12 protein-coding genes and 2 pseudogenes are annotated in these 26,329 nt (G+C 66.9%); 13 read left to right on the forward strand and 1 reads right to left on the reverse strand.

What is annotated here, in order from left to right:
• Nucleotides 1–75 precede the first annotated feature (75 nt).
• A complete protein-coding gene (locus tag H6678_06450; protein ID MCB9473433.1) occupies nt 76–3,732 on the reverse strand; it encodes a right-handed parallel beta-helix repeat-containing protein in 3,657 nt (1,218 codons plus the stop codon).
• 419 nt (nt 3,733–4,151) lie between these two features.
• Here H6678_06450 and purL point away from each other — a divergent pair, with 419 nt between their 5' ends.
• The 13 genes and pseudogenes from purL to H6678_06515 all read left to right on the forward strand — a co-directional run bounded on the left by purL (nt 4,152) and on the right by H6678_06515 (nt 26,319).
• Nucleotides 4,152–6,395 (forward strand): phosphoribosylformylglycinamidine synthase subunit PurL, encoded by a 2,244-nt coding sequence (gene purL / locus H6678_06455; protein ID MCB9473434.1) that lies wholly within the window; start codon nt 4,152–4,154, stop codon nt 6,393–6,395.
• Nucleotides 6,388–9,783, forward strand: coding sequence for a hypothetical protein (locus tag H6678_06460; protein ID MCB9473435.1), 3,396 nt, complete (start codon nt 6,388–6,390; stop codon nt 9,781–9,783). The genes purL and H6678_06460 overlap by 8 nt, the downstream gene beginning before the upstream one ends.
• 124 nt (nt 9,784–9,907) lie before the next feature.
• A complete protein-coding gene (locus H6678_06465) occupies nt 9,908–10,507 on the forward strand; it encodes a DUF1318 domain-containing protein (GenBank protein ID MCB9473436.1) in 600 nt (199 codons plus the stop codon).
• Nucleotides 10,508–10,528: 21 nt separating this feature from the next.
• A complete protein-coding gene (locus tag H6678_06470) occupies nt 10,529–17,458 on the forward strand; it encodes a PD40 domain-containing protein (GenBank protein MCB9473437.1) in 6,930 nt (2,309 codons plus the stop codon).
• Nucleotides 17,409–18,344 carry a CHAT domain-containing protein gene (locus H6678_06475; GenBank protein ID MCB9473438.1) on the forward strand — a complete coding sequence of 312 codons (936 nt, stop codon included), beginning with the start codon at nt 17,409–17,411 and terminating at the stop codon, nt 18,342–18,344. The genes H6678_06470 and H6678_06475 overlap by 50 nt, the downstream gene beginning before the upstream one ends.
• Nucleotides 18,345–18,384: 40 nt before the next feature.
• Nucleotides 18,385–18,784: pseudogene (locus H6678_06480) on the forward strand (VOC family protein).
• 51 nt (nt 18,785–18,835) lie between these two features.
• Nucleotides 18,836–19,706, forward strand: a pseudogene (locus H6678_06485) (hypothetical protein).
• Between the two features lie 143 nt (nt 19,707–19,849).
• Nucleotides 19,850–20,803: a hypothetical protein gene (locus H6678_06490; GenBank protein MCB9473439.1), complete on the forward strand. Its 954-nt coding sequence runs from the start codon at nt 19,850–19,852 to the stop codon at nt 20,801–20,803.
• A gap of 78 nt (nt 20,804–20,881) precedes the next feature.
• Complete coding sequence (locus H6678_06495) at nt 20,882–21,325, forward strand: hypothetical protein (GenBank protein MCB9473440.1); 444 nt, start codon at nt 20,882–20,884, stop codon at nt 21,323–21,325.
• Nucleotides 21,322–21,573: a PqqD family protein gene (locus H6678_06500; GenBank protein ID MCB9473441.1), complete on the forward strand. Its 252-nt coding sequence runs from the start codon at nt 21,322–21,324 to the stop codon at nt 21,571–21,573. Before H6678_06495 ends, H6678_06500 begins: the two co-directional genes overlap by 4 nt.
• Entirely contained in the window at nt 21,573–22,697 is a 1,125-nt protein-coding gene (locus H6678_06505) for an ATP-grasp domain-containing protein (protein ID MCB9473442.1), read from the forward strand. The genes H6678_06500 and H6678_06505 overlap by 1 nt, the downstream gene beginning before the upstream one ends.
• Nucleotides 22,694–24,133: an alanine racemase gene (locus tag H6678_06510; protein MCB9473443.1), complete on the forward strand. Its 1,440-nt coding sequence runs from the start codon at nt 22,694–22,696 to the stop codon at nt 24,131–24,133. Before H6678_06505 ends, H6678_06510 begins: the two co-directional genes overlap by 4 nt.
• Entirely contained in the window at nt 24,130–26,319 is a 2,190-nt protein-coding gene (locus tag H6678_06515) for an urea transporter (protein MCB9473444.1), read from the forward strand. The genes H6678_06510 and H6678_06515 overlap by 4 nt, the downstream gene beginning before the upstream one ends.
• The last annotated feature ends 10 nt before the right edge of the window (nt 26,320–26,329 follow it).

A 26,329-nucleotide genomic window follows, 5' to 3' on the forward strand; every position in this document is an offset into this window, starting at 1 on the left:
AAGGGATTCCGGGGCAAGAGAAAGGGCTGGATTCCCCTCAGGAAATCCAGCCCCGGAGACCGAAGCTGAAGGTCTCTACTCGAGAATCGCGGTGATGCGGTAACAGTGGAGGTCGGAGGGGCGCGGCGCCATCCACTGCGTGCCCATGTACACTCCGCTGGTATCTTCGGTGAAAGTACCCCACGGGGTGGCGCTGCTGTACACGATGTAACCGGACGCACCCGCCACGGGCAGCCATTCCAGGGTGACCACGTCATCCACCGCCGTGATGCTGGTGATCACGGGCGCGCAGCCGATCACGCTGAAATTGCTGAAGTCCACCGCACCGAAGCTGGCATTCTCGTCGTCATCGTGAATCATGGCGTCAATGGTGGCCGGATCGTCGCTGCCCCAGAAGTTTCCGCAGGCCTCGATCGGGTTGACCGTGTTGTTGTACAGGGCCCAGCTGCCGTTGCCGAAGATGCAGTTCGAACCCGCATCGCCCGAACAGGAACCCATCGTGGCCGTGTAACCATTGTGGAACACTCCGGCACCCTGGTTGGCCGCCACCAGGCTGCCGCCCAGGCTGAAGCTGCAGTAGTTGGCGCGCAGGCCATCGCCCGCGCTGAACATCAGGCGCGAATGCTGGATGTTGAGGTTGTCGCAGTAATCGGCCTGCACGGCGGCCTGGCCATTGCCGGCGTAGTCCAGGTAGCACCAGCTGAGATTGCCATTGCCGTTGTTGCTGCTGTATCCGTAGAGGTATACTCCGACCCAGTCGCCGGGCGCGGGAGCCACGGAACCGTCGTTGGCCGTGTCGCCTCCGATGCTGTCATCCCGCAGCGAGGTCAGACGCACGGGAGCCGTGGCCTGTCCGGAGGCGTTGAGATTGCCGTAGACCAGGAAACTGCCCGCAGGCTGGGACTTGCAGACCAGACCGGGAGTCAGGTTGAGGCTGACATCGTCGTTGACCGTGACCGTGCCGTTGAGCACGAAGGGGAAGTGGTCGTCCGGATGCTGCCAGGTCTGGGTGCTGCTCACCGTGCCGCTGAGTCCCAGCCCATTGAGCGCATTGCCCGTGCCCGTGTTGCCGCTGTAGCTGGTCAGGGTCACGCTGTTCAGATAGACTCCCCAGCCGCCGTTGTGGTCGAACTGGTTGTCCAGCAGATGGCTGCTCGAACCGGGGTTGCTGTACAGGCCGTGGGACAAGTTGTATTCCATGAGACAGCGGCTGAGAACCGGCGAACAGTTTTCCACCGTCACCCCGCTGGCGCTGCACTGGCCAAAGGTGCAATCATCGAGGCTCGCCTGGTCGCTGTAGGCCAGATGCAGCCCACCCTGGCTGGCGCCGCTTCCTCCCGCGTGCCTGAGCACGGTCCAGTCCAGATCGGCGATGCCATTGTTGCTGGAGTAGCCGTAACAGTACACACCCTGCCAGTCGCCGGGAGCGCCCTCGCTGGGCCCGTTGCCGCTGGTATCACCGCCCTGGCTGTCGTCCTGCACCGAGACCAGCTGCACCGGGGCCTGCTCGGTTCCCGCGCAGACCAGATTGCCATAGACGAGCAGCTGGGACTGGTCGGCGGCCTTCACAAGCATGCCCGCAGGCAGGGTGAAGGTGACATTGTCATTCACGGTGATCGACCCATTCAGCACGAAGGGGAAGGTGTGGGAGGGCTGGGACCAGCTGCGATCGGAGTACAGCGTTCCGCTGAGACCGAAGCCGTTGATGCCGTTGCCCGAGCCCGTGTTGCCGCTGTAGTCGGTCACGCTGGCGCTGATCAGCAGGACGCCCCAGCCCGCATTGTCCGTGAAGGCATTGTCCACCAGCGTGGTGGCGCAGCCCGCTCCGGCATACAGCCCGTGACGCAGGTTGCCGGAGCTGCTGCAGCCCGTGATCACGGGGCTGCAGGACTCGATGAGCACTCCGTCGGCGCTGCAGTCCCTGAACTGGCAATTGTCGAGAGTGGCCTGATCGCAGTAGGCAAGGAACAATCCGCCCTGGCTGCCGCTGCTGCCACCCGCGTGCCTGAGCGTGGTCCAGTCCAGATCGACGATTCCGTCGCTGGATGAATAGCCATATGCATACACGCCCAACCAGTCTCCCGGGCTGCCCGTCGAGGGGCCGTCGCCGTTGGTGTCGCCCCCGGATGTGTCATCGGCGAAGGACACCAGGCGCACCGGGTCCTGGGCGGTGCCCGCACAGAGCAAGGTGCCATGGACCATCAGCTGGGACTGGGACATGCCCTTGATCAGCATGCCCGCGGGCAGGCTCAGGGTGACGTTGTCATTGACCGTGACCTGGTTGGTGAACACGAAGGGGAAGGACTGCAGGGGCTGATTCCAGCTCTGGCTGGAACTGAGGACGCCGGCCAGGCCGAATCCGTTGATCCCATTGCCGCTGCCCACATTGCCCGAGTAGGAGGTCAGGGTCATGCCCAGAACCCGGATGCCCCAGCCGCCGTTGTCGTTGGCGGTGTTGTTCTCGATCACCGGCGCTCCACCGCCTCCGGCGTAAAGGCCGTTGCCCGCATTGTCACGCAGGGTGCAGCCGCTCACCACGGGGCTGCAGGCATCGATCACCAGACCCGAGGCGCTGCATTCGCCGAAGGTGCAGCCGACGAAAGTCGCCTGGTCGCAGTAGGCCGCATGCAGTCCACCCTGGCTGCCCGTGGAGCCTCCGGCGTGCAGGATGGTGGTCCAGTCCAGCATTCCGGCGCCCTGGTTCGAGGAGTAGCCGTAGAGGTAGATGCCCTGCCAGTCGCCCGGCGCTCCGCTGCTGGGCCCATCGCCATTGGTGTCGCCGCCGTGGGAGTCATCATTCAGCGAGACGAAGAGCACCGGAACGCCCTGGGTGCCCGTGCAGACCAGACTGCCATTGACGAACAGCTGGGCCTGAGGACCGCCCTTGACCAGGGTTCCGGCGGGCAGGGTCAGGGTCACATTGTTGGAGATGGTGTTGACGCCGTTGAGCACGAAGGGGAAACCGGGATCGGGCTGGTTCCAGCTCAGGCTGGAGTACAGGGTGCCGTTCAGCCCCAGACCATTCACCCCGTTGTACCAGCCCGTGTTGCCGCTGTAGTCGCTGAGCGCCACCGAGTTCAGCAGCGCGCCCCAGCCGCCGTTGCCGATGAAGAAATTGTCGGTCAGCTGGGGGGTGCTGCCGGTGCAGAACAGGCCGTGGCCCAGGTTGGCCTCCAGCGTGCAGCCACTCAGCGAGGGACTCACCGAATCCGTGGCGAGGCCGTGACCGGCTGACTGGGCCACCCGGGTCTGGGTCAGGCTCATGCTGTCGCAGGCATTGCCATACACGGCCGCCCCGCCCGGACTGTTCACGCCGCCGCCGTAGAGCACCTGGGTCTGCAGCAGCTGCAGCACGCCGTCGTTGGAGGAGTAGCCATAGGCGTAGATGTTTCGCCAGTCACCCGCGGTCGGGGAGGCGTTGGAACCGGGGATCTGCTCGCCCTGCAGGTTGTCGTTGACGCTGGTCAGGATGACCGGTTGGCCTTCGAGTCCGCTGCTGACCAGTGTTCCGTAGACATCGATGCCGACTCCCGCATTGAACTTGAGCACGGCACCGGGCTCCAGGGTCAGGCTGCTGTTGTCGTTGATCGTGAGGGTGCCCACCACATGGTAGGTGCCCGCTGCCCAGGTCTGGCCCGAGACATTGCCACTGACCGTGGAGTACGCCCAGACGGGCGAGAACAGACCGAGCCCCAGCAGAAGGGCCGACAGAACGTGAGTGAGTCGCGACATCGCTGGTCTCCTGGCTTGAGGGCAGCATCACGCCACCGGGTGCTCCGACCCGTGGGAACAAGGGGGTGAATGCTGGTGGATTGGCGCCCAGACGAGCGCTCTTTGCAAGGTCTGCCAAATCTTGCAAGTTTCGTGCCTCTCGCTCTCTTAGGGCAGGGTTCGAATCGAGTTGACGCAAGTGGTTGATTTTCATTGAGCTGCCCGCGGACCGCATTCTGTCCCATTCCAGTTGGCCGCCGGATGCTGAACAGCCGAAACAGCGAAGGGCATCTGCCGCCCCAGCCCGCGAATCCTATATTGCGCCGTCCCCCGAGCAGATGTCACACGGCCCGGGACTGGCCGATCCCAATCCAGACGAGCAGCCGCACGGTGGCCCGCGCCAACCGCAGGGCACTCCGAACCCAAGAGATTCCCCACCCATGCACGATCACAATGACACTCCGGTCACCACGGAACTGGCCCGGGAACATGGTCTGAGCCCCGAGGAATTCCAACGCATCCAGCAGATCCTGGGCCGCATGCCCAATCTGACCGAGCTGGGCATCTTCAGCGTGATGTGGTCCGAGCACTGCAGTTACAAGAACTCCATCGCCCAGCTCAAGACCCTGCCCCGCAGCGGGGGGCGCCTGCTGGTGGAGGCCGGGGAAGAGAACGCCGGTCTGGTGGACATCGGCGACGGCCTGGCGGTGGCCTTCAAGATCGAGTCGCACAACCATCCCAGTGCCGTGGAACCCTACCAGGGTGCCGCCACCGGAGTGGGCGGCATCATGCGTGACATCTTCACCATGGGTGCCCGCCCGATCTGCAGCCTCAACAGTCTGCGCTTTCCCAGCCCCGAGCATCCCACCACCCGCTGGCTCGTGGATGGCATCGTGCGCGGGATCGGCGACTACGGCAACTGTCTGGGCATTCCCACCGTGGGTGGCGAGGCGGCTTTCGAGACGTGTTACAACGGCAACCCGCTGGTCAACGCGATGACCGTGGGCGTGGTCACCCACAGCGGCACGGCCAGTGCCATCGCCTGCGGCACCGGCAACCCGGTCTTCCTGATGGGCGCGTCCACGGGACGCGACGGAATTCATGGCGCCACATTCGCCAGCGAGGAACTCTCGGCCGAATCGGAGGAGAAGCGCAGCAACGTCCAGGTGGGCGATCCCTTCATGGAGAAACTGCTGCTCGAAGCCACACTCGAGCTGATCGCCAGTGGCGATGTGGTGGGCATTCAGGACATGGGAGCCGCGGGCATCACCTGTTCCTGCAGCGAGATGAGCGCCAAGGGAGAGTCCGGGATTCGCATCGAGATCGCCGAGGTGCCCCAGCGCGAGCCGGGCATGAGCGCCTACGAGGTCCTGCTCTCCGAAAGTCAGGAACGCATGCTGGTGGTGATGAAGAAAGGCCGCGAGGCCACCGTGCGGCGCATCTGCGAGCGCTGGGACATTCATTGCGCCCGGATCGGCGAGGTCACCGACACCGGCCTGTTCGAGGTGTACCACAACGGAGAGCTGAAAGCCTCGGTGCCCAGCCACGATCTGGTGCTGGGTGGAGGGGCGCCGGTGTACATCCGCGAGTGGCGCGAGCCGGAGGAATTCGCGGTGCTGGCCCGGCCCCGGCTCGAGGATCATGCCTGCCCGGCTGACCTCAACGCCGTGCTGAGCATGCTGATGGCCCACCCCAACATCGCCTCGAAACGCTGGATCTACCGCCAGTATGACCACATGATCGGACTGGCCACCACCGTGCGCCCCGGCGGCGATGCGGCCGTGGTGCGGGTCAAGGGCAGCGGCAAATCCCTGGCCGTGACCACCGACTGCAATTCACGCCTGGTCCGGCTGGACCCGCGTGCCGGTGCCCGGGCCGCGGTGGCCGAGGCCGCGCGCAACATCGCCTGCACGGGGGCGCGCCCGCTGGCGATCACCAACTGCCTGAACTTCGGCAACCCGATGGATCCGGAAATCTACTGGCAGTTCCGCGAGGCCATTGCCGGCATGGGCGAAGCCTGTCGCGCACTGGACACACCGGTGACCGGGGGCAACGTCAGCTTCTACAACGAAAGCCCCGCCGGGGCCGTGAATCCCACACCCGTGATCGGCATGGTGGGTTTGCTGGAACACGATCGCCCGGTGCCCTCGGCATTCCGGGGCCCCGGGGACAATGTGTTCCTGCTGGGCCTGCCTCGCGGTGAAGCCGGTGGCAGCCTGTACTTCGAGAGTCTGCACGGCAGCCTGGCCGGGCAGGTGCCCGATCCGGATCTGGCCCACGAGAAGCGTCTCCAGGAATTCCTGGCCCTCGCGGCCGAGCAGGGCCTGCTGCAGAGCGCACACGACGTGTCCGAAGGTGGCCTGGCGGTCTGCCTGGCCGAAGCCTGCCTCATGGATCCCGATCGCCGGGTGGGCCTGAGGGCCCGTCTGCCCTTCGAGGGGCGTCCCGACGGTCTGCTGTTCCTGGAAAGCCCGGGGCAGGTCGTGATCAGCGTCCGTCCCGCCAGGCGCGAGGCGATTGAGGCGCTGGCCGCTTCGCTCAAGCTGCCCTGCACTCAGCTTGGCACCACGGGCGGCGAACGATTCTGCGTGGGCGAGTGGCTCGACCAATCGCTGGACACTCTGGCCGAGCTCTGGTGGCACAGCCTGGAAGCCTTCGTGGAGCGTCGCACACACCATGGCTGAGCCCGGAATCCAGGCCCCGGATGCACCGGAGGAGGGCGACTCTCCCGGACGCCCGCCCACACACCAACCAACAGGGCGCTGGCGTCGCCTCCTTCTCTGGTCGGGGCTGGTTCTGCTGGCCCTGCTGGCCGGTCTGTGGCTGTTCCTTTTCTGGTTCACCCAGCCCCGTCGGCTGGCCGCCTTCATCGGCCCACGCATCGAGGCGGCCACGGGCATGGAATTCACCGTGGCCAGCATCTCGCGGCGCGGTCTCTCGCGCTTTCGTCTGGACAGCCTGCAACTGGGTCACGAACACCCTTTCCTGCGCCTCGACCGGCTGCAGCTGGACTGGCAGCCCTTTGATCTGCTGTCCCGCCGCCTGCTGCTGGATTCCCTTGTGATCGAAGGTCTTCAGGTGAACCTGGTCTGGCGCGACAGCCTGTTGCTGCCCGACTGGCTGCAGGCCGGCGAGAGCGACTCCGTGCTCGTGGACAGCAGCGCAAGCACTGCGTTGCCGGCCTGGCTGGTGGACGAGCGTGTACGCGTGGAACCGGGCGCGCTCATCGTGCGGCGCTTCCAGGTCAATCTGGACGTGCAGTCTCCGGGTGAGCCATGGGCGATTTCCAGTCCACCTCTGGGACTGACCGTGCAACTGCCCGGCCTCAGCGGGCCCCAACTTCAGCTCCTGGCCAACGGGGAACTGCCGCGAGGCCTGCGAACCGGCCTGCAGCTGGACTGGAGCGGCGGCTGGCCCGGCGGCCCCTTGCCCAGCCCCGGAATGGATCCACTGCTGTTGGTGTTGCCGGGCACACCCTTGCAGGATCTGTCATGGAAGGCGGGACTGCGCCAGGACAGCCTCAATGTGGCTCTGGACTGGGCGCTGGCAATGCCCGGCATGCACCTGGAGCAGGGCGACTGGCGCCTGCCGCTCCCCGACAGTCTGGCACTGGGTCTGACGGTCGCGGCCAGCGTGCGCGACAGCAGCCGGATCCGCGTGGATGCCGACTGGGCCCTGTTTCCTCTGGGTGGAAATGGTCGGCTGGGGCTGGATCTGAGCGGACCTCTGATTCCCGATCGTTATGCCCTGAGCGTGCATCACGCGCTGGATCCCTCGCTGGCCGGCCCCTGGCTCGCCTGGGCGGATCCCAGTCTGGCGGACCTGCAGCTGGCGCCAGCACCCATCCAGCTTGATCTGTCCCTCGCGGGCCAGCTGGATTCGCTGGGGCAGGTCCAGCCCGTGACCGTGGAGCTGGCCAGCCACTGGAGCCTGCCCACTCTCGATTGGCCCAGTTTCGGGCTGCACATCGACGAGCTGGAACTGGAGTCCATCAGCCACGCCCGCATCGACCCCGCCCGACCCGACGCTCCGGGTGCGCTGGACACCCGGCTGGATCTGGGCCTGCGGCGCCTCGTGCCCGCCCTGGATCCCTGGCTGGATTCCACGGGCATCGCCGCCCTGCCCCCCGCACTGCGCGCACCCGTGCTTGAGGGACTGAACCTGGGCTTGAATTGGCGGGCCGCCTCCCTGGACTCCCGGTCCTCGCTGGATGCCGACCTGGGCATCGATGGGCTGCTGGCCAGCTCACTGTTGCTCAGTGCACGCCTCGACCTGCCGCCCGTCGACCGGCTGGCCGAAGGCGAGCTGCCCGTCCTGCGCCTGGACCTGCAGAGCGAGCCCTTTGCCCTCGAACAGTTCGACCCCAGTCTGGGCGGCGCTGCCAGCCTGGGCGGCTGGATCGAACTCACGGAACCTGAGTTCAGCTGTCATCTTGACCTGCTGCCCCGCAACTGGACCGTGCTGATTCCGGGGGAGGCCAGCCCGATGGCCATTCCGCTCTATGGCCTGGCGACTGACATGGCCGGTCGGATGGAGCAGGGCATGCCGATTCTGGAACGGATAGACCTGGCTCCCGAACCACTGGCTCCGATCCACATTGAGGGCGCACTGGATTTCTTCAAGGGCGGGTTCCTTGAAATGGACTGGCCCGGACTGGAGCTGGCGATGATCCAGCGGCGTCTGCCCGACAGCGCGGCCATCCTGACCCATCTGGAAGGGCAGATGAACACTCTGCTGAGCGTGACTCTGGACAGCACCCTGATGCCGGTGCGCATGGACGCGCTCATTGTGGCCCAGGGGCTCTCGCTCAAGCTGGAGGAGACGGCCGAGGTGGACGGACTGGGTCTGGAGCTGGGTGGCTGGTGGACGCCCGACAGCGCGGCGGGCAGCCTGGATTTCCATCTGGGGCGCTCGGTCATCAGCGGCCTGCCGACAACTCTGAGCGGCATGGGAGGACGGCTGACCGGCGAACTGCGGACCCAACTGGATCTGCAGGGCACGATCGCCGTGCCCGACTATGCCAGCACGGTGCACCTGACGGCGCGCGCCGATTCGCTGAATGCGCTGCCCCGCTCGGAGGTCGTGATTCAGGTGCTGATGGATACCCAGCAGCAGCCGCTTGAAGTCTGGCCCGGGATTCTCCTCACCGGCAGCCAGGATCTGGGAGCCGTGCTGCAGGTGCGCGACGAGCGCTTCATCCAGATGGATGCCTGGTCCTTCGGGGCCATTCAGACCCTGCAATACGAGGACATGGCCACCATCAGCCGGATGGATCTGGACCTGAACCTGAGCCAGCTGGTGGACCTGGAGCACCCGGACTACCTGGCCCTGGGCAGTCTCGAACGCCCGCCCGCCGACTGGAACAGCCAGCTCAGTCTGGGACGCAGTTCCAGTGGCGTGGCCAGTTTCAGTCCCGAAGGCTGGAGCGTGCAGATCGGTGAGATCAACGCCATGGACTGGATTCTGGAAGACCTGGCCATGGACCTGCGCATCGCGGGGCGGCGCCTCGACTGCCCGCAGCTGCAGGCGGTGGCCTACGGGGGCACCATCGCGGGCTCGGCCTGGCTGGATCTGCCCGGGGCCCTGGACAACCCGGCCTACGGCATGGAACTCTGGGCCAGCGGGCTGGACAGTCGCCGCTTCCGCTTCAGCGGGACGGAGACCCAATCCAGGGGCTCGCTGTTCACGGGCAAGGCCGCCGAGCTGAACCGCCTGGATCTGGTGATCAATCTCGAAGGTGCTGGCCTGAGCCTTGAAGCTCTGGATACGGCCACCGGGCGCCTGCGCCTTCCCGCGCCAGGCCGTCAGGTGACCCTGAACCTGCTGTGGGCGCTGGACGAGCGCGGGGCGGACCCCACCATCGGTCGGATCCGCAAACTGCTGGATCTGCCCGGCTTCAAGTATTCGGTGGAAAGTCTGGACTTCGACCTGAGCAACGGCTTCGTCAAACCCCGGGTGGCTTTGCGCAAGAGTCCATTCTCGCCCCTGCCCAACGTGGTCTTCCCGATGAGCCCGCTGCCCCTCGGATTCCTTGTGCGCACCTTCGCCCTCACGGAAGAGGAAGACTTGTGAGGCAGCAAGCAACCGCGTGCAACGGACGGCGCTGCGCACCGCCGCTGACGCAGGACGGTTCACGATTGGAGCTTGCCGCCAGCGGATGTCCGGTGCGCACCCATTGCCTTGCGGAGGACACAGAATGAGACCATCAGCCACCCGCATGCAACGGACGGCGCTGCGCACCGCCGCTGATGCGGGACGCACCTTCATCGCCCGCGCTCTGCCGCCGGCTCTGGCCCTGTTGCTGTCGGCCTGCTCGATCCACGCCCCCGAGGTGCGCATCACGGGTGAGCGCAGCGCGCTGGAGAAGCAGATCCTGGGGCAGTATCAGGCGCTCAGCCAGGATCTCTGGGCCGTGGGCAGCACGCGCCAGCAGGCGGACAGCACGGGAGTCGAGAGCACCAGCCAGGGCGTGAACGAAGCGATCCGGGTGCGGCGATTCTACCTGGACGATCGCCTGCGCTATCTGGCCGAGGGACGCATTGGCGAGAAACTGGACGGCACGCTGGAGCAGCGCAAGGACGAGACCCTGCCCCCGATGACTCCGCTGGAGCTGGGCAACTTCAACAATTTCTGGTACCCGGAACTGGCCGCACGGGCCACGATCCTCGACCGGCTGAAACGGCTCAACCCAGGACAGGAGGACGAGGTGGTGCGCATCTTCGCCGGCATCCAGCGCGACGAGGCGCCCCCCGGAGCCTGGGTCCAGTCCACGGGTGGCCGCTGGGTCCGCAAATGATGCAACGGATTTGATCTGAACATGAAACGCCATAACAATCAATGGCTTGTGTTGCTTGGATTTCTGGCGGTTTCCCTCTGCCAGCCCCCCCTGCAGGCCCAGATCTCAAGCGAAGAGCTGCGGGCCCAGCAGCTGGAAAAGCTGGTGCTGGAACCCCAGGCGCCGCTCAGCGGACGGCTGGTGGAAGAGGATCCGGCGCTCTCCCCGGATGGAGTCTGGCTGGCCTATACCTCCGAAGACCAGGGCAACCGGGACATCTGGATCCGCACGGTCGACCCCGGCGTGCTGGGCGACCTGCCGGTGCGGGTGACCTCGCATCCCGCGCCCGACTGGAAACCGGCCTGGTCCGAGGACGGGCGCTGGCTGCTGTTCGTGAGCAATCGTGACGACGCCCTGGGCGACATCTGGCGCGTGCGGGTCCGCAATCGATTCGGCAGCCTCAAACTGGGCAAGGCCGAAGTGGTCGTGCGCCGCGCAGGGCCGCAGGACAATCCGGCCCAGGCACGCAACGGGACTCTCTACTGGGATGAAGCCGATCCCTCGGGTCAGCGCATCATGTCGCTGCCGAAGGTGGCGCTCTTCGGTCCCACCGAACTGTTCAAACCCGCGCGTCGTCTGCGCGTCCTGGGCGATACGCTGACCTTCATCGCGCCCCGCGCCGATGGCCAGGCCGGTCTGTTCCGCCGGGTCAATGGCCGCATCGAGGAACTCTGGAGCCCCCCGGGCGGAGTGCTGGACCACGAGACCGGTCCCGAAGGCGTGATCTGGCTCTGCGGCCTGCGCGATCCCCGCCTGCCCCGTTCGGCCGGTGACGATGCGGGCGACCGCCATCGGGGACAGGGCACGCGGCGCGCGCTGGAATCGCGCACGGGAGCCGGGCTCTGGCTGCTGGACCGCGACGGCCTGCCCCACGAACTGGTCCCCGCCAGCACCGACCCGCGCCAGCTGAGCGTGCGCCCGCTGGATGGTCCGGTGGAGTCGGCCCGACTGATCACCACCGAAGGACGCGAGCGGCCCGGCCTCTGGTTGCTGAATGGTTGGGGACGCCTGGGCCCGGCGCCCAGTGCCGAAGACCTGGAATTCCTTTTCAACCGTCACCGGGGCGACGAAATGGGCGACCTGGTGCTCAGCCGCCTGCGCCAGGACTTTCCCGGGTCCCCGGCTGCCGAGCGCGCCATTCTGGAAGAACTGCGCCGCCTGCTGGCCGACAGTCTGAACACTCCCGCCCTCTTCCAGCAGGACGCCCTGCGCCGGCTGGCCGAATTGCAGACTCCCGACGCCCTGCTGCGCGGCCGCAGTCTGGCTCAGCTGGGCCTCTTCACCGATCCACTGCCCCCCGCGCGCGCCGATTCGGTGGCCCGGGTCCAGGAAACCCTGGCCGACTCCCTGGCCCGTGCAGGTCATACCGGCCCGGCCGCCGAAGCCCTGCTGGCCCTGGCCCGCCGCCAGCGGGCCATTGACTGGCCGGATGCCTGCCTTTTGAGTGTGCTGCGGCTCGAGGAGCTGGCCCCTGGCGAGCCCGAACGGGCCGATGCTCTGTTGTTGAAGGTCTGGGCCCACGAGCAACTGGGCCAGGAAGATGCCGCCTTCGGCTCGCTGGAGGAGTTGGGCAATGACTTTCCCGAGCGCGCCGACCTGCTGATCCAGTGGTTCCGCGCCGACCGGGTCAGACTGGATCTGCTGCCCCGGAATACCGCCCTGCGCGACCTCCAGCATCGCCTGGCGCGCTTGGGCCGGGTGCGGGAATTCCGCCAGGCCTGGCTGGTGGAACTGGCGCGCCGCGAGGCGGGAGGCGTGGGCAAGGAAGCCGCTCCCCTGGTGGCCCTCGAGGATCTGGAGCTGGTGCTGGCCCAGGAACGGGCCGACTGCGGGCCGCTGGAAATCTGGGTAATGACTGAGGCCCGAATTCAGAAAGCCTTGATGCTGAAGCAGATCGGTCAACTTGATCAAGCACTTGATCTGCTCGCCCAAGAACCACCCTGGCGCGATCTGGCCGGTCAGGCCCAGCTGGCCAACCTGCGAGTGGCACTGCGCCTCGAGCGCGGCCAGCAGACCCTGCGTTCCGGGCATCCGGTGCTGGCTGAGGCGGATTTCCGCCAGGTGCTTGCCGAGCAACCCGAGGATGTGGAAGCTCTGCGCGGTTGGCTGGAATCGGCCGCCCGTGCGGGACATATCGAAGACCTGATCCCCGACCTGCGCCTGGCCGCCGAGAGCGACAGCGCACGGGCGATCGACTTCCATGCGCTGGGGCTGGCGCTGTCCTGGCAGTCTTCCAGCAACCCGGCGATGCTGCCCGAATCGGACTGGTGGCTGCAGCGCGCTCTGTCGGCCAGCCCGCGCACCGTGCGCCCCTGGCAGACCCTGGCCTGGAATCTGGCCGAGGAGCGTCGCCTGCAGATCGAACGCCCCGAAGGTCTGGCCAGCCTCTTCAGCCAGGTGGGCAACAGCCGCGAACTCTTCAACCGCTGGCGTTGGGACTCCCGCGATCGTGATCCGGAGGAGCTGCTGGATCGGGCGGTGTTTCTGCTTCAGCGCGCCATTGACCTGTCGCGCCTGGAAGGACGACCCGGGCTGGAAGCCGAGCTGCAATGGAACCTGGGCAACCTCTACTTCGCCCGGGGCGAGTTCGGTGCCGCCCAGAGCCTGGCGGCCTTCGAGCAGGCCAGCGAACTGGGACTGCAGTTCCACGACAATCGCCAGCGCCTGGCCTGGCAGGAGAAGCTGGGCATCACGCGCCAGTGGAACGGGCATTATGAGGGAGCCGTGCAGGCCCTGGACAGTGCCCAGCAGCTTGCCGCCCGTCTGGGCGAAAGTGCCCAGCAGCGGATGTTGCTCGGGCGGCTGGCCCAGTTGCATTCCAGCCAGGGACGCTGGAATCCGGCCATCGCCTCCTGGGACCGTGCCCTGGCCCTGGAAGGCGTGACGGGCCAGCAGGCGCTGATCCTGCGCAACCGGGCCGCCTGCCTGATCGAACTGGGCGATCTGGAGGCTGCCCGCCAGGATCTGGCCCAGTCGGCGGCCCTGCTCGACGAGGCGGAATGGCCTCTGAACGAAAGCGGCAACTGGCTGAGGCTGAAGTTCCTGGGCATCACTTTTCCCGTCTGGAACTTCAAGGATCTTTACACCGGTTCGGGTCGCCTGCACTGGCGCGAGCAGGACGAATCCCTGCTGCGGCAGGCGCTGCTGGCCCGCATCGAAGGTCTGGAAGGACGCCCCGATCGTTTGCTGGCCAGCATGAATCTGCGCCGCAAGCTGCTGCGCCGCCAGGGCGATTCCGAAGGCATGGTGCGCATGGATCTGGCCATTGCGGCCTTTCTGGCGCGCAGTGGTCGCCCCAGCCAGGCGGCCGCCCGATTCAAGGAAGCCCGCCGACTGGCCGGCAACAATGAGCTGGGCCTGGGTCTGGAAGCGCAGGCCTTCTGTGGCGAACTGCAGTGCCGTCTGCTGGCGGGCGAGGAGGATCTGGCCCAGAAGGGGCTGCCCGCTCTCGAGCAGATGCTGACCCGCGTGACGGCAGGTGAAAGCCTGCCCCGGCGCCTGCGGCTTGAACTGGCCTGTTACCAGGCGGAACTGCTGCTGCAGTCGGAGCAGCCCAACAAGGACCTCCCGGGAGTCGTCGACCTGAACGCGCTGATGCTGCGGGCCCAGGCGCTGGACGCTCTGGATGCCGTGGATGCGGCCGCCCAGCCCGCACTGCCCGATCGCTTTCAATTGTACCTGGCCCGAGCGCGCGTGCACCTGCTGCTGGCCGAACCCCGCAAGGCCAGGGGCCAGCTGGATCTGGCTGGCGAGCTGCTGGGTGACGATGCGCCAGCCGCCTGGACCATGGCCCTGCTGGAACTGCGCAATTCGGTCGATCGCCAGGCGCCTGCCCTGAGCAAGGACGAGCCCAGCCCCGTGGCCGACCTGGATCTGCGTGCCCGTCTCGAGAGTGAGTTGCTGCTGGATACCCAGGACCCGGTGCGTCTGGCGCGCTGGCGTCGGCAGCTCGAGGACGGGCGAACCCGCATGCTGGAGGCCGGGGACAGTCTGGGCGCGCAGGAACAGGAACTCTGGCTGCGCTGGTGGACCTCGAGGCTGCCCTTCGCGCGCAAGGGGCTGCGTTTTCCCGAGGAAAGCCAGAGCAACCTCTGGAACAACTGGATCGCCGACCGTCAGGACCTGGATGCCGCCCAGCTGGGCCTGCGTCAGGAAGCCTTGCGCCTTGAGACCGTGCTGGCCTCGGGCCAAGCGGTGGACAGCAGCGCCTGGCAGGATCTGCTGAGCCGCGGGCAACGCCTGCAGGGCTGGCTGGAAGAGGATCGCAGCAACCTGGCCGCCGACCCATTGCTGGATCTGCTGGCCAGTGCCACGGCGCTGCCGTTGGACAGTCTGGAACAATGGCCCGCCGCGGGGTTGCGCCTGATGACCTCGGCGGGACCGGCAGAAGGCGGGGGGCGACACTGCGCCGATCCGCGTCTGCTGGAACGCATGGCGGCCGCGGCCAGCCCGGGTGGCGATTACATCAGCTGGAGCGGCCCGCGGGACGCCTGGCCCATCGGGGACAGCCTGCGCACCAGCCCCGGAGATTCGCTGCTGGCCGAGGACAGCAAGCGCGAGGGCCGGGTTCTGGCTCTCGATGGTGTGTTGCGCATGGATCCCGGCATGCCTCTCGGAGCCTGGTTCGATCTGGGCGGTCAGCGCGTGGAACTGCGCCGCCTGCTGGAGCGCACCTGGCCCACCGAGAGCCTCGTGCTGCGTTCCGTGATCCTCTCGCCCGGAGGAGCCGAGGCTCTTGAGGGCTGGCTCTGCCTGGAGCGTGTGCTTGCGATAGCGGGCATCCGGCGGCTGGTCTGCCCGCTTCCCGGCGGCGAACTGAGCCATGCGCGCCTGCTGGAGGTTGCCCGCCACGAACTGAATGACCCCCAAGCCAACGAGGCCGACGCGAACCTGGTGGTGCTGGGGGCGGCGGCCATGGAGCCTGCCGAACGCCGTCTGCGTGCCGAGCAGAGTCTGGAACAGCTGGCCCGGCTGGGCGCGCGCCACCTCAAGGATGACAACGGCGAACGGGCCTGGCATCTATTCCGTCAGGCCCTGGGGCTCAGCCAGCGTCTGGAACTCACCGAGCGCAGCCAGGCCCTGCTGGAACTGGCCGCCCGCGCCGCCGACACCGGGGCGTCCGCCCCACGCCTGGCAGGGCCGGCGCTGGATGTGCTGCTCAAGCGCGCGCGCACGGTGGAACAGACCCAGGAGAGCGAAGCCAGGCTGCTGGCCCGGCTGGTGCTGCTGGCCGACCTGGCCGGGCGTGAGCGTCAGGCCGACAGCCTCTGGGCAGCCGCCTCGGATCTGCTGGGTGCCAAGGCGCGGGCCAGCTTCCCCGATCGCCGGATCAAACATCTGGCCGACCAGCGTGAGGCGGTGGCCGCCGCTTCTCTGGCCGCACGCCAGCAGAGTCTGCCCACCGACCTGGATGGGCGGCGGGCTCTGTTCCTGGCCAAGGTCTATCTGGATGGTGAGCGCACCAGCGAGGCCCTGCGCTGTTTCGAATGGCCCGGGCTGGAACTGCAGCGTCTGGACAGTCTGGCCTGGCTGGACTGGCTGGAGCTGGAGGCCCTGGCCCGGATGCGCAATGGTGAGCTGGAACGGGCCCAGGTTCTGCTGGACAGCTCCCTGAGCCAGCAGGGGCGGCTGGAGGTGCCCGCCGCACGCACGGCGCTGACCCATCTGCGTCGGGCCGACCTGGCCTGGGAGCAGGGACTGAACAGCCAGGCTTTCCTCGAGCTGAATCAGGCTCGTCCCCTGCTGGACGATGAGGATGACGCCCGCCTGCTGCTCTGGGAGAACAGTTCGGGCCTCGTGCGTCACAGCGTGGGCGAACTGCCCGAAGCCATCGGACATTTCGAGCGCGCGCTGGAACACGCCACCGCACTGGGCGATCACCGTGAACTGTCCGCCGTGAACAACAACCTGGCGCGCAGCCTGACCCGGATGGGGCGCCCCGAACTGGCACTGGAAAAATTGCTGGAAGCGGGCCGCCAGGACTCGCTGGCCGGCGCCCGCCTGAATCACGTGGCCACCTTGCGCAATCGGGCCGAAGCGCTGCTGGCCACCGGCCTGGAGGGCAACACCTCCGACTCTGCTCTGGAAGCGGCCCAGGCCTCGCTGTCGCTGGCCCGCGAGCTGCAGGCGCGCATTGAAGAAGGCCGCTGCCTGGACGTGCTCGCCCGTGTCCGCCTCAGTCGCCGCGAAGGCAGGAAACTGGGCGACGTGGCCCAGCGCATGCAGGACCTGGCGCTGAGCCGCGGAATCGAGCCCCTGGTCTGGAAGGCCCAGCTGCGCATGGGTCAGGCCAGTGAACTGGATGGCAAGCTGGATCAGGCCGACGAGCACTTCACGGCCGCCTTCCGCGAGCTGCAGAACCTGCGCATGCGCCAGAGCGGAGTACGCTTCCGCAGCGGCGTGGACAGCGAACAGGAAGAACTGGTGGCCGCGCGCCTGCGTGTACTGGTGGCCGGCAGAAAACTGGAACGTGCCCTGCTGGTGGCCGACCGCTCCCACGGGCGCGGTTTCGAGGATCTGCTGACCCTGCGCGAGCGCAGCCTGCCCGTGGATTCGCTGCTGGCAGCCCGTCGCGACAGTCTGATGAACCAGCTCACCACCAGCCAGAACCTGCTCTCGCGCGAAGAGAATCCCGAGCGACTGCGCACGCTGCAGAGCCAGTATGAGGAACAGCGTTCCAGTCTGGACCGCCTGCTGCTGACTCTGGAAGCCGAGGGCAGCGGACTGGCCCCCGGCGATGACCTGGCCCGGCCACCGCTGCTGCGTGAGACAGATCAGTTGCGAACCCTGCAGGCGGCCCCTCGCGCCCGGCGACCTGGTGCTGTTCTATCAGTTGGGGCCAAAACTTGGCCAGGTCTTCGGCATGAGCCGCGACAGCCTGACCGTGCGCTCGCTGGACTGGAGCACGGCTGAGCTGGAAGAGCGCGCCGAAGAGCACCGCAGCCGCATTCTGGGCCTGTTGAGCGCGGGCGGCAGCGGGCAGGAACTGTACACGCAATTGATGCAGCCCGAGCTGGCCTCGCGCCCCACGACCAAACGTCTGTTCGTGGTCAGTCACGGAGCCCTGCACCGCCTGCCCTTCGCCTCCCTCGAAGACAGCACGGCCACCCCGATCATCGGTCGAATGGCCCCTGATCCAGGTGCCCAGCCTGGCCTTGCTGGACTGGTGCCGCCAGCTCTCCCCGTGGATGGACCCGGTCTGGTGCTGGCCGAACCCGTGGACTCGGGCCTGGAATTCGCCGCCCTGGAAGCCCAGGCCATGCGCGCCTCCTGGCCCAGCATGCTGGTCAAGCAGGGTCCACTGGCCGAAGAAGCCCTGATCGAAGAGGATTCACAGCCCCGGCGCTTCCGCCATTTCTCCTGCCACGGTGTGATGGACCCGCTCAGCCCGGCCGCATCGGGCCTGCTGCTCACGCCCGGGCGCGGTGCCGACGGCCGGCTCTCCGCCACCGAGATCAGTACTCTGGACCTGCCCACCGGACTGGTGATGCTCTCGGCCTGTGACACGGGCCTGGGACGCAGTCAGGGCGGGGACGAAGTGGCCGGCCTGCCGCGGGCCTTCATCGTGGCGGGCGCCCGTGAGGTGGTGAGCAGTCTCTGGAAGGTGGACGATCTGTCCACGGCCGTGCTGGTCAAGCATTTCTACCGCAATCTGGCGGCGGGCAAGGACAGTGCCGAAGCTCTGCGCCTTTCCATGATGGAGGTGCGCCGCGTGCTGAATCCCCACCCCGCCTACTGGGCCGCCTTCACCCTCTGCGGTTGGCCCGGATCAGCGGCCCGTGTCACGGCCTCACGATGAGCACGGGCACCGTGAGCACCCGGCGTGAAGGCACCGGGCCATGACGGCGCGCCATCTGGGCATGACGGCTCTTGTGGTGCGCGACTATGACGCGGCCATTCATTTCTACGTGGACATTCTGGGCTTCCATCTGCTGGAGGATACCCGGCTCTCCGGACCAAGCGCTGGGTGGTGGTGGCCCCGGATCCCGCTCGCGGAGCCGCCCTGCTGCTGGCCAGGGCGGCCAGTCCGGAACAGTTGTCCCGGGTGGGCGACCAGACCGGCGGCCGGGTCTTCCTGTTCCTGTACACCGACGACCATGATCGGGACCGCGCAGCCTGGACCGCGGCGGGAGTGCGTTTCGTGCGGGGCCCCACGATGAAAGCTGGGGCCGCGTCTCGGTGTTCGAGGACCTGCACGGCACCCTCTGGGACTTGATTCAACCGGTGGATGCGCCCTGACCCGCACCACCGCCCGCTTCGACATCTGCATCCTGCACCCCTGGAGACCCCATGAACGGCACCATCGCCTTCCTCAGCATGGATCACAGCGAAGGCTACTTCATCTATGACGAACTCTGCCGCGAGCCACTGGCCGAACTGGGCTGGCAGCTCGAGACCGTGTCCTGGTGCAGGCCGGGTGTGAATGGAGCCGCTACGCGGCCGTCGTGATCCGCAGCACCTGGGACTACCACCAGCGCCTGCCCGAATTCCTGGCCACGCTCGAGCAGATCAGCCGGCACTCTCTGTTGTTGAACCCTCTGGAGCTGGTGCGCTGGAATGCCGACAAGCGCTACCTCAAGACCCTGGACAGCCTGGGTGCCGAGATCGTGCCCACGCTCTGGGGCGGGGCTTCCAGCGCGAAAGCCTGCTGGCATTGCCCACCCGGCTGAAGAGTGCCGAGATCGTGATCAAACCCCGGGTCAGCGCCAATGCCATGGACACCGTGCGCGTGACCGCCGACGAGCTGGGGGAGCGGGCCGGGACATTGCTTGAGCTCTATGCGGGGCGGGACTGGATGGCCCAGCCTTTCATGCGGTCGGTGGTTGATGAGGGCGAAACCAGCCTGTTCTATTTCGGGGGCGAGTTCAGCCATGCGGTGCTCAAGACACCGCGGGCCGGAGATTTTCGTGTGCAGGAAGAACACGGCGGGCTGTTGCGTGCGGTCGAGGCGGAGGTTGCCATGCACGAGGCGGCCGAGATCGTGATGGACGCGATTCCCATTCCGCCCGTCTACGCCCGGGTGGACCTGGTGCGTTCGCCCGGGGGCCGCTTCCAGTTGATGGAACTGGAACTGATCGAACCCTCGCTGTACTTCGCCCTGGATGGCGACGCTCCCGCCCGTTTCGCCCGCGCACTTGATCGCCGCCTGGCCAGTCGCTGAGTGTCCGCAGCACCGGGTCGCTGGCAAAATTTCAGACTTCTCTCCTGCGAATCAGCTTTGGTGATGGAAAAAATTGCCAAATCGCCGACACCACGCAATATTCTTCCCGATTGGGCGTTCAGCAGTCAGGCCGGAACTTGAGGATGCACCCCGCGTTCCGCCGCCTGATCCGTGGTCGCCAGCAGAATGTCAAGAGGAATCCATTGAAACACTGGATCGGCACAGGACTCCTGTTCCTTGCACTCTGTCCTGCACGACCCGCGCTCGCGGCCGGGGGCCTGAGCGAGCCCACGGGGCGCTGGCTGTCATTGATGGCCGCGCAGGAGTGGAACCGCTACCAGGACGACGACCCCTATCGCTTCCAGAAGGCGACGGCCAGCACCCGCTCGCTGTACCTGTCCACGGGCAGCACCCGGGGCCATCTGCTGGCACTGGCCGTGAATCAGTTGCAGCTGGAGCAGGAGTACTGGGCGCACGACACACGCCGGGGCCTGCTGCTGGCCGAACTGCCCCTGTCCGGTGCGACCCTCGGCCTGCAGGCCTTCGCGGTCCGCGGTGACCTGGACGTGGACGGTCGTGGCTTCGGGATCTCGCACGAGCGTCGCTGGCTGGAGAATGGCCCCGCACTCAGGCTCCAGACCGGTTGGCAGCGCGTCTGGATCGAACAGAGTGTGTATGACGCCGTCCTGCTGGAGCAGGGCGTGACGGATGCCCGCCAGCGGGAGCTGTGGGTGGGCGCGCTCACCGTGCGCGACGGGCTGGGCAAGGCAAGCTGGGAACTGGGTTGGCTGGGCCAACGCCGGACGGGCGCGATTTCCCATGCCCTGCGCGCCCTGCTGCGGGTTCCGCTCTGGACGGGTGCCGTGATGCAGATGCACGGTCTGGGGGGACACCAGGAAAACTGGTTCGATGCCGACCGGCTGGTCCTGCACGACAGCGGCCAGGCCCTGACCGGCATGGCCAGCGCGGGGCTCGAACAGACTCTGGGACCCGCCTTGAGGCTGTCGTTGGGTGCGGGTTGGGAACGGGTCGAGGACCACTCGTCCCGCTGGGTGTTCGTCGGCCTGGGCTGGCACCGTACTGTCTGGACATTCTGACTCACGCATCCGCTGCGGCCGGCATCGTGATGCGCCATGATCTGACAACCACGCCGGACCGCCGGCAAGGGAGACTCCATGATTCAAGGATTTCGTCAACCCGCACGCATGCTGGCATCCATCGGTCTGACCCTGCTGCTGCTGGCGGCCGTGCCCCGGGCCGGGGCCACCGACGAACTGGGCATGACCCTGGCTTTCAAGGACGCACGACCGGTGGAGGTGGTCATTGATGCCCGCAGCGAACAGAAGACCTGGCTGGGAGTGTCCTGGTACGCACCGGGCATCACGGATGCGGGCAGCCAGGGTGAGCACCAGATCTTCGAACTGGCGCCCCAGCGTGACCGCAAGACCTTTGAAGTGCCCTCCCGCATGGTGGGCGGCTCACTGGAATGTGCGCTCTGGGGGCGCAAGGTGCTGCGCAAGGACTGCGCCACCGACTGCGACTGGTGCCAGAAGAATGGCTACCACCTGGAACAGCGCAAGGCCTATCTGTTCGGCAGTCTGAGCGAGGGCGGAAAATGACACCCCATGACACACTGGAACTGAGTGACGATGGCTTCCTGTTCGACCACCGGCGTGGTGCGAGCTACGTGCTCAACCCCACGGGAGTCCTGTTGCTCAAGTGGATGAACCAGGGCCTGTCGCAGGCCGACGTGATTCACCGAATGGTGGAAACCTGGGCCATCGATGCCCAGCGCGCCTCGCGCGATCTGGCCGGATTCGTGCAAAGACTTGACAACCAGCGCCTGCTGGGCGGAAGGGAGAACTGATGGTCGGCAACACACCCATCCCGGGTGACTGGGTATCGAAAGTGATCGCGGTCAGCGGACTGAATGCGGGCGAGAATCCTGCCCCCGGCATCGCCGTGGCGCGCAGCCTGCGCGAAGGTGGGCACCGGGGCCGTCTGATCGGACTGGCCTACGACAGCCTGGATGCCGGGATCTATACCGAAGGACTCTTCGACGCCGTGTACATGATGCCCTTCCCGTCCGCGGGTGCCGAGGCCGTGCTGGGGCGCGTGGAGGAGATCCAGCGGGATTGCGGGCTCGAGATCCTGCTGCCCACCCTGGACAGCGAGATGGACCTCTACGGGTATCTGGAAGATGGCCTGGCCCACCGCGGCATCGCCACCTTCCTGCCCACTCGGGAGTCCCTGGCGCTGCGTTCCAAGGCCCGCCTGGCCGCCTTCTGCGAGGAGAACGGCTTTCTGGCCCCACCCACGCGCGTGGTATACGACGCCGCCGGACTGGAGAAGGCCTTCAAGGAACTGGTCGACCCGGCGGGCAAGCAGCCCGTGTACGTCAAGGGCCAGTACTACGAAGCGAAGAAGGCCTTCACCCTCGAGCAGGCCTATGCGGCCTGGGCCGACATCAGTGCCCGCTGGGGCCTGCCCATCGTGTTGCAGCAGGGCCTGCCCGGCAACGAACTGGATGTCTGCTGCCTCGGCGATGGCCTGGGGGGTCTGGTGGGCGCGGTGGCCATGCGCAAGCTGGGACTGACCTCCCAGGGCAAGGCCTGGTCCGGTGTCACCGTGGGCGATCCGCGCCTGGAAGAGCTGTCGCGTCAGATGATTCACGCCCTGCGCTGGCGCGGCCCCTGCGAGCTGGAAATCCTCTGCCACGAGACCAATGACCAGCTCTACCTCATCGAGATCAACCCGCGCTTCCCGGCCTGGTGTTATCTCTGTGCGGGCGCGGGAGTGAATCTGCCCGCAGCCCAGGCGGCCATGGCCAGTGGTGCGTCCACGGTGGATCTGCCCCAGCCCCGCAGCGGCGTGGTGTACACGCGCATGGCCAGCGACCAGGTCTGTGACCTGAGCATTCTCAAGGACCTGAACACGAAGGGGCAGACCGTGCACGCTCGCACGGACAGCCAGGAAGGAGACCCCCAATGAGCCAGGATACCACCCCCAAGACCGCATACCAGGCCCCGACCATCGTCAAGCAGAAGGCCGGAAGCGGAAACATCTTCGGCAATTCTCCGCGCAGCAGTTATCACGATGCGATCGCGGGTGTGCCCATCAGTGATCTGGTGCAGACCCACGGCAGCCCGCTCTTCGTGCTCTCCGAGGGGGAGATCCGCGCCCGGGTGCGTGAGTTCCACATGGCCTTCGGCTCGCGCTATCCGCGCGTGCGGCTGGGCTGGTCCTACAAGACGCACTATCTGGCCGCCGTGTGCCAGATCATGCACCAGGAAGGCAGCATGGCCGAGGTGGTCTCGGGCACCGAGTTCCGCATGGCCCGCCAGCTGGGTGTGCGTCCGGACCAGATCATCTACAACGGTCCTCACAAGGACGACGCCAGCCTGATCGAGGCGATGCACGGCGGCACACGCATCCATCTGGACAACAGCGAAGAACTGCTGCACCTCGAGGAACTGGCGCGCGCCCAGGGTTTTGGCCCCCAGAAGAAGCTGGCGGTGGCGATCCGGGTCAACATGCAGCTGGACGCCCAGCACTGGGACCGCTTCGGTTTCAATCTGGAGAGCGGTCGCGCCCATCAGGTGGCACGCCGGGTGGAGGAAAGTGACAGTCTCTGCCTGCGTGGGCTGCATTGCCACATCGGCACCTACGTGGACAATGTGGACATGTACCGCCGGGCGGCCCTCAAGCTGGTGGAGCTGGCCAACTGGCTGCGCCGCGAGCTGGGCGTGCGGCTGGAATGGTGGGACCTGGGCGGCGGTTTCGCCAGCCGCAACACGTTGCACTGGGCCTACCAGAACGGCGATGTGACCTGCCCCACCTTCGCGCGCTACGCTGAGGCGATCTGCGGGGAACTGCGCCAGCTGGAACGTGAGGAAGGCGAGGCTCTGCCCGAGCTGTTCTTCGAATCGGGCCGCGCGCTCATCGAGGAGTGCCAGGACCTTGTGGTCAGCGTGATTTCCGAACGCCGGCTGGGCGACGGGACCCGGGCCCTGGTGCTGGACGCCGGCGTGAACCTGCTCTCCAACAGTTACTGGTACCGTTACGATGTGTGCCCGACCCGTGATCCGGGTTCCACGGTGCTGGAGGACACCACCTTGTTGGGCAACCTCTGCATGCAGATTGACGTGCTGCGCAAGTCGGTGCCGCTGCCTCCGCTGAACACGGGCGATACTCTCGTGATCCGCAAGGTGGGGGCGTACAATCTGAGCCAGAGTACCCAGTTCATCCACGGGCGCCCCGCGGTGCTGCTGGTGGATGAGCAGCAGGGTGTGCACGTGGTGCGTGTGGCCGAGACCGCCGAGACCATGCGCATCCAGGACCGCCTGCCCGCACATCTGCGCAGCGTGGCCGACTCCGATGCCCTGCCGCGCTTCCGGGCCGACGGGGACGGCGGCGGCGGCCGATGACCGGCCCTGCCACGGGAGCCCTGCTGCGCGAGCTGCCCAACCGGTTGGCCACGGCCGCCGGGGTGATCCTGTTCACCGGGCGGCGGCGCAGCGGGCTGCTCTTCCTTGCCGCACTGGCGCTGGATCCCTCCCGCCTGGTTCTGGGACTGGCGGGGGCATTGGTGGCGATGACCGTCGGCGGGCTGGCCGCGCGCTCGCCCGTGTGGCAGAAACTTGGCTTCTTCGGCGGCTCGGGAATGCTCACGGCCCTGGCGCTGTCCGCCTATCTGCCGGTATCCGGAATGATGGTCGCCTTCACGGCACTCTGTGCGGCATTGTCCGCGATGGTGCTGCTGGCGCTGGTTCCCCTGCTGGGCAAACATGACATGCCCATTCTGGCCCTGCCTTTCGTGAGCGCCAGTCTGGTGGGATTGAGCGCGGCCCCCGTGCTGGGGCTGAAGATCCAGGCCGGGCACGGCATCGACAACTGGCTGCTGCCCGTCTTCGAGCACGCCAATCACGCCCTCGCGGTGTACGCTCCCCATCTGCTGGACGCCTTCCTGCGTACCATCGGCAGCCTGCTCTTCCTGCCCGAACCGCTGGCCGGTGTGCTGATTCTGGTGGGGCTTGTGCTGGGCAGCCGGATCACGGCGCTGGCAATGGCCGGTGGTGCATTGGTGAGTGTGTTCCTGCTGCAGTTCATCAGCGGACAGCATCTCAGTTCCAGCACCCTGGCGCTGCTGGCATTCAATGGTGTGCTGATCGCGGCCGCCTTCACCGGAATCTTCGTGGCGCTCACCCGCCAGGCTCTGGTGTACGCCCTGCTGGCCGTGATCACGGGTGTGGTGCTTACCGCGGGCATCCAGGGTCTGTTCGATCCCATGGGACTGCCCGTGCTGGCGCTGCCCTTCTGTCTGGCCAGCTGGCTCTTCCTGCTGCCGCTCAAGACCGGCTCGGGGGCTCTCGAACGGCACGCGATCTGGGCTCCGCCGCTGGCGCTGATCGGGCGCGCCGAGGACAATCTGCGTGCCTTCGAGCGCTGGAAGCGCGAGCAGCAGCAGCCCCAGCCCGTGTTGACCATGCCGCTGCACGGGGTCTGGACCATCACCCAGGGCCCGATGGGGAATCTGACTCACAGCACGATCAACGGCAAGCACGCCTGGGACTTCATGCTGCTGGACGAGCAGGGGCGGGCCGCCAGTGGTCTGGGTGCCGAGCGCGAGGACTTTCACGGCTTCGGCTGTCCGGTGCTGGCTCCCGCCGACGGTGTGGTGACCGCCATGGAAGGCCGCATGCGTGACAACGCCGTGCACGCGGTGGATACGGAGCATCCCTGGGGCAACTGGGTGATGATCACCCACGAGAACGGCATGGTCAGCCTGCTGGCCCACCTGCGGGCGGGCAGCCTGCGTGTCCTGCCCGGGCAGGGCGTCCAGCGTGGCCAGGAAATCGCCCAGCTGGGCAACAGCGGGCGCAGCCCCGAACCTCACCTGCACCTGCAGCTGAACGATGGTCCCTGGCTGGCGTCGCGCAGTCAGCCCGCGGTCTTCGGCAGCTGGCTGGAGCTGCGCCCCGGGCAGGGTCCGCTCTTCCATCCGCTGGGCACCCCGCAGGAAGGCATGCGCGTCTGCACCCTGACTCACATGGACTGGCCCGACTGGAGCGCCTGCCTGCCCCTTTCGGTGCCCGGTCGGCGTTTCGTGTACACCGACGTCGACTCGCGCGACGAGGTGGTGCTGGAGGTGATCGCTGGCAGCTGGGGCCGCCTGCTGCTCGACGATGGCCTGCAGCGTGCCCAGGTGGTCTACTGGCCGGGCTGGATCCAGTTGCTGCCGCTGCGCGAGGGAGATCCTGACTGGCGCTGCCTGCATCACGGCCGGAGTCTGGTCCAGGCCTTGCTGGAATTCAGCTCCGTGCTGCCCCTGATGGGCAGCCATGAGCTGGAGGTTCGCCAGGACGTGCACTCCACCGGGCTGGCCGGAGGGCTGCGGCGCTCATTCAGCCTGGAAGGGCGTGGCAAGTTGAGCCAGCTCTTCCGGCGCGAACCGGGCCCGCTGAGCCCCTTGACCTGCAGGAGCGAGCTGGTGCTGTCAAACGGTCGCAGCTGGACCAGTGGTTTTGTTGCGGAACCCGGGCGTGGGCTGGTGGAAATCCAATTGAATCAGGGCGGTCGTCACAAGCGCATCCTGCGCCTGCGTGAAGACTGATCCCAGACGG

Source organism: Candidatus Delongbacteria bacterium (assembly GCA_020634015.1).
Lineage (GTDB): Bacteria > CAIWAD01 > CAIWAD01 > CAIWAD01 > CAIWAD01 > JACKCN01.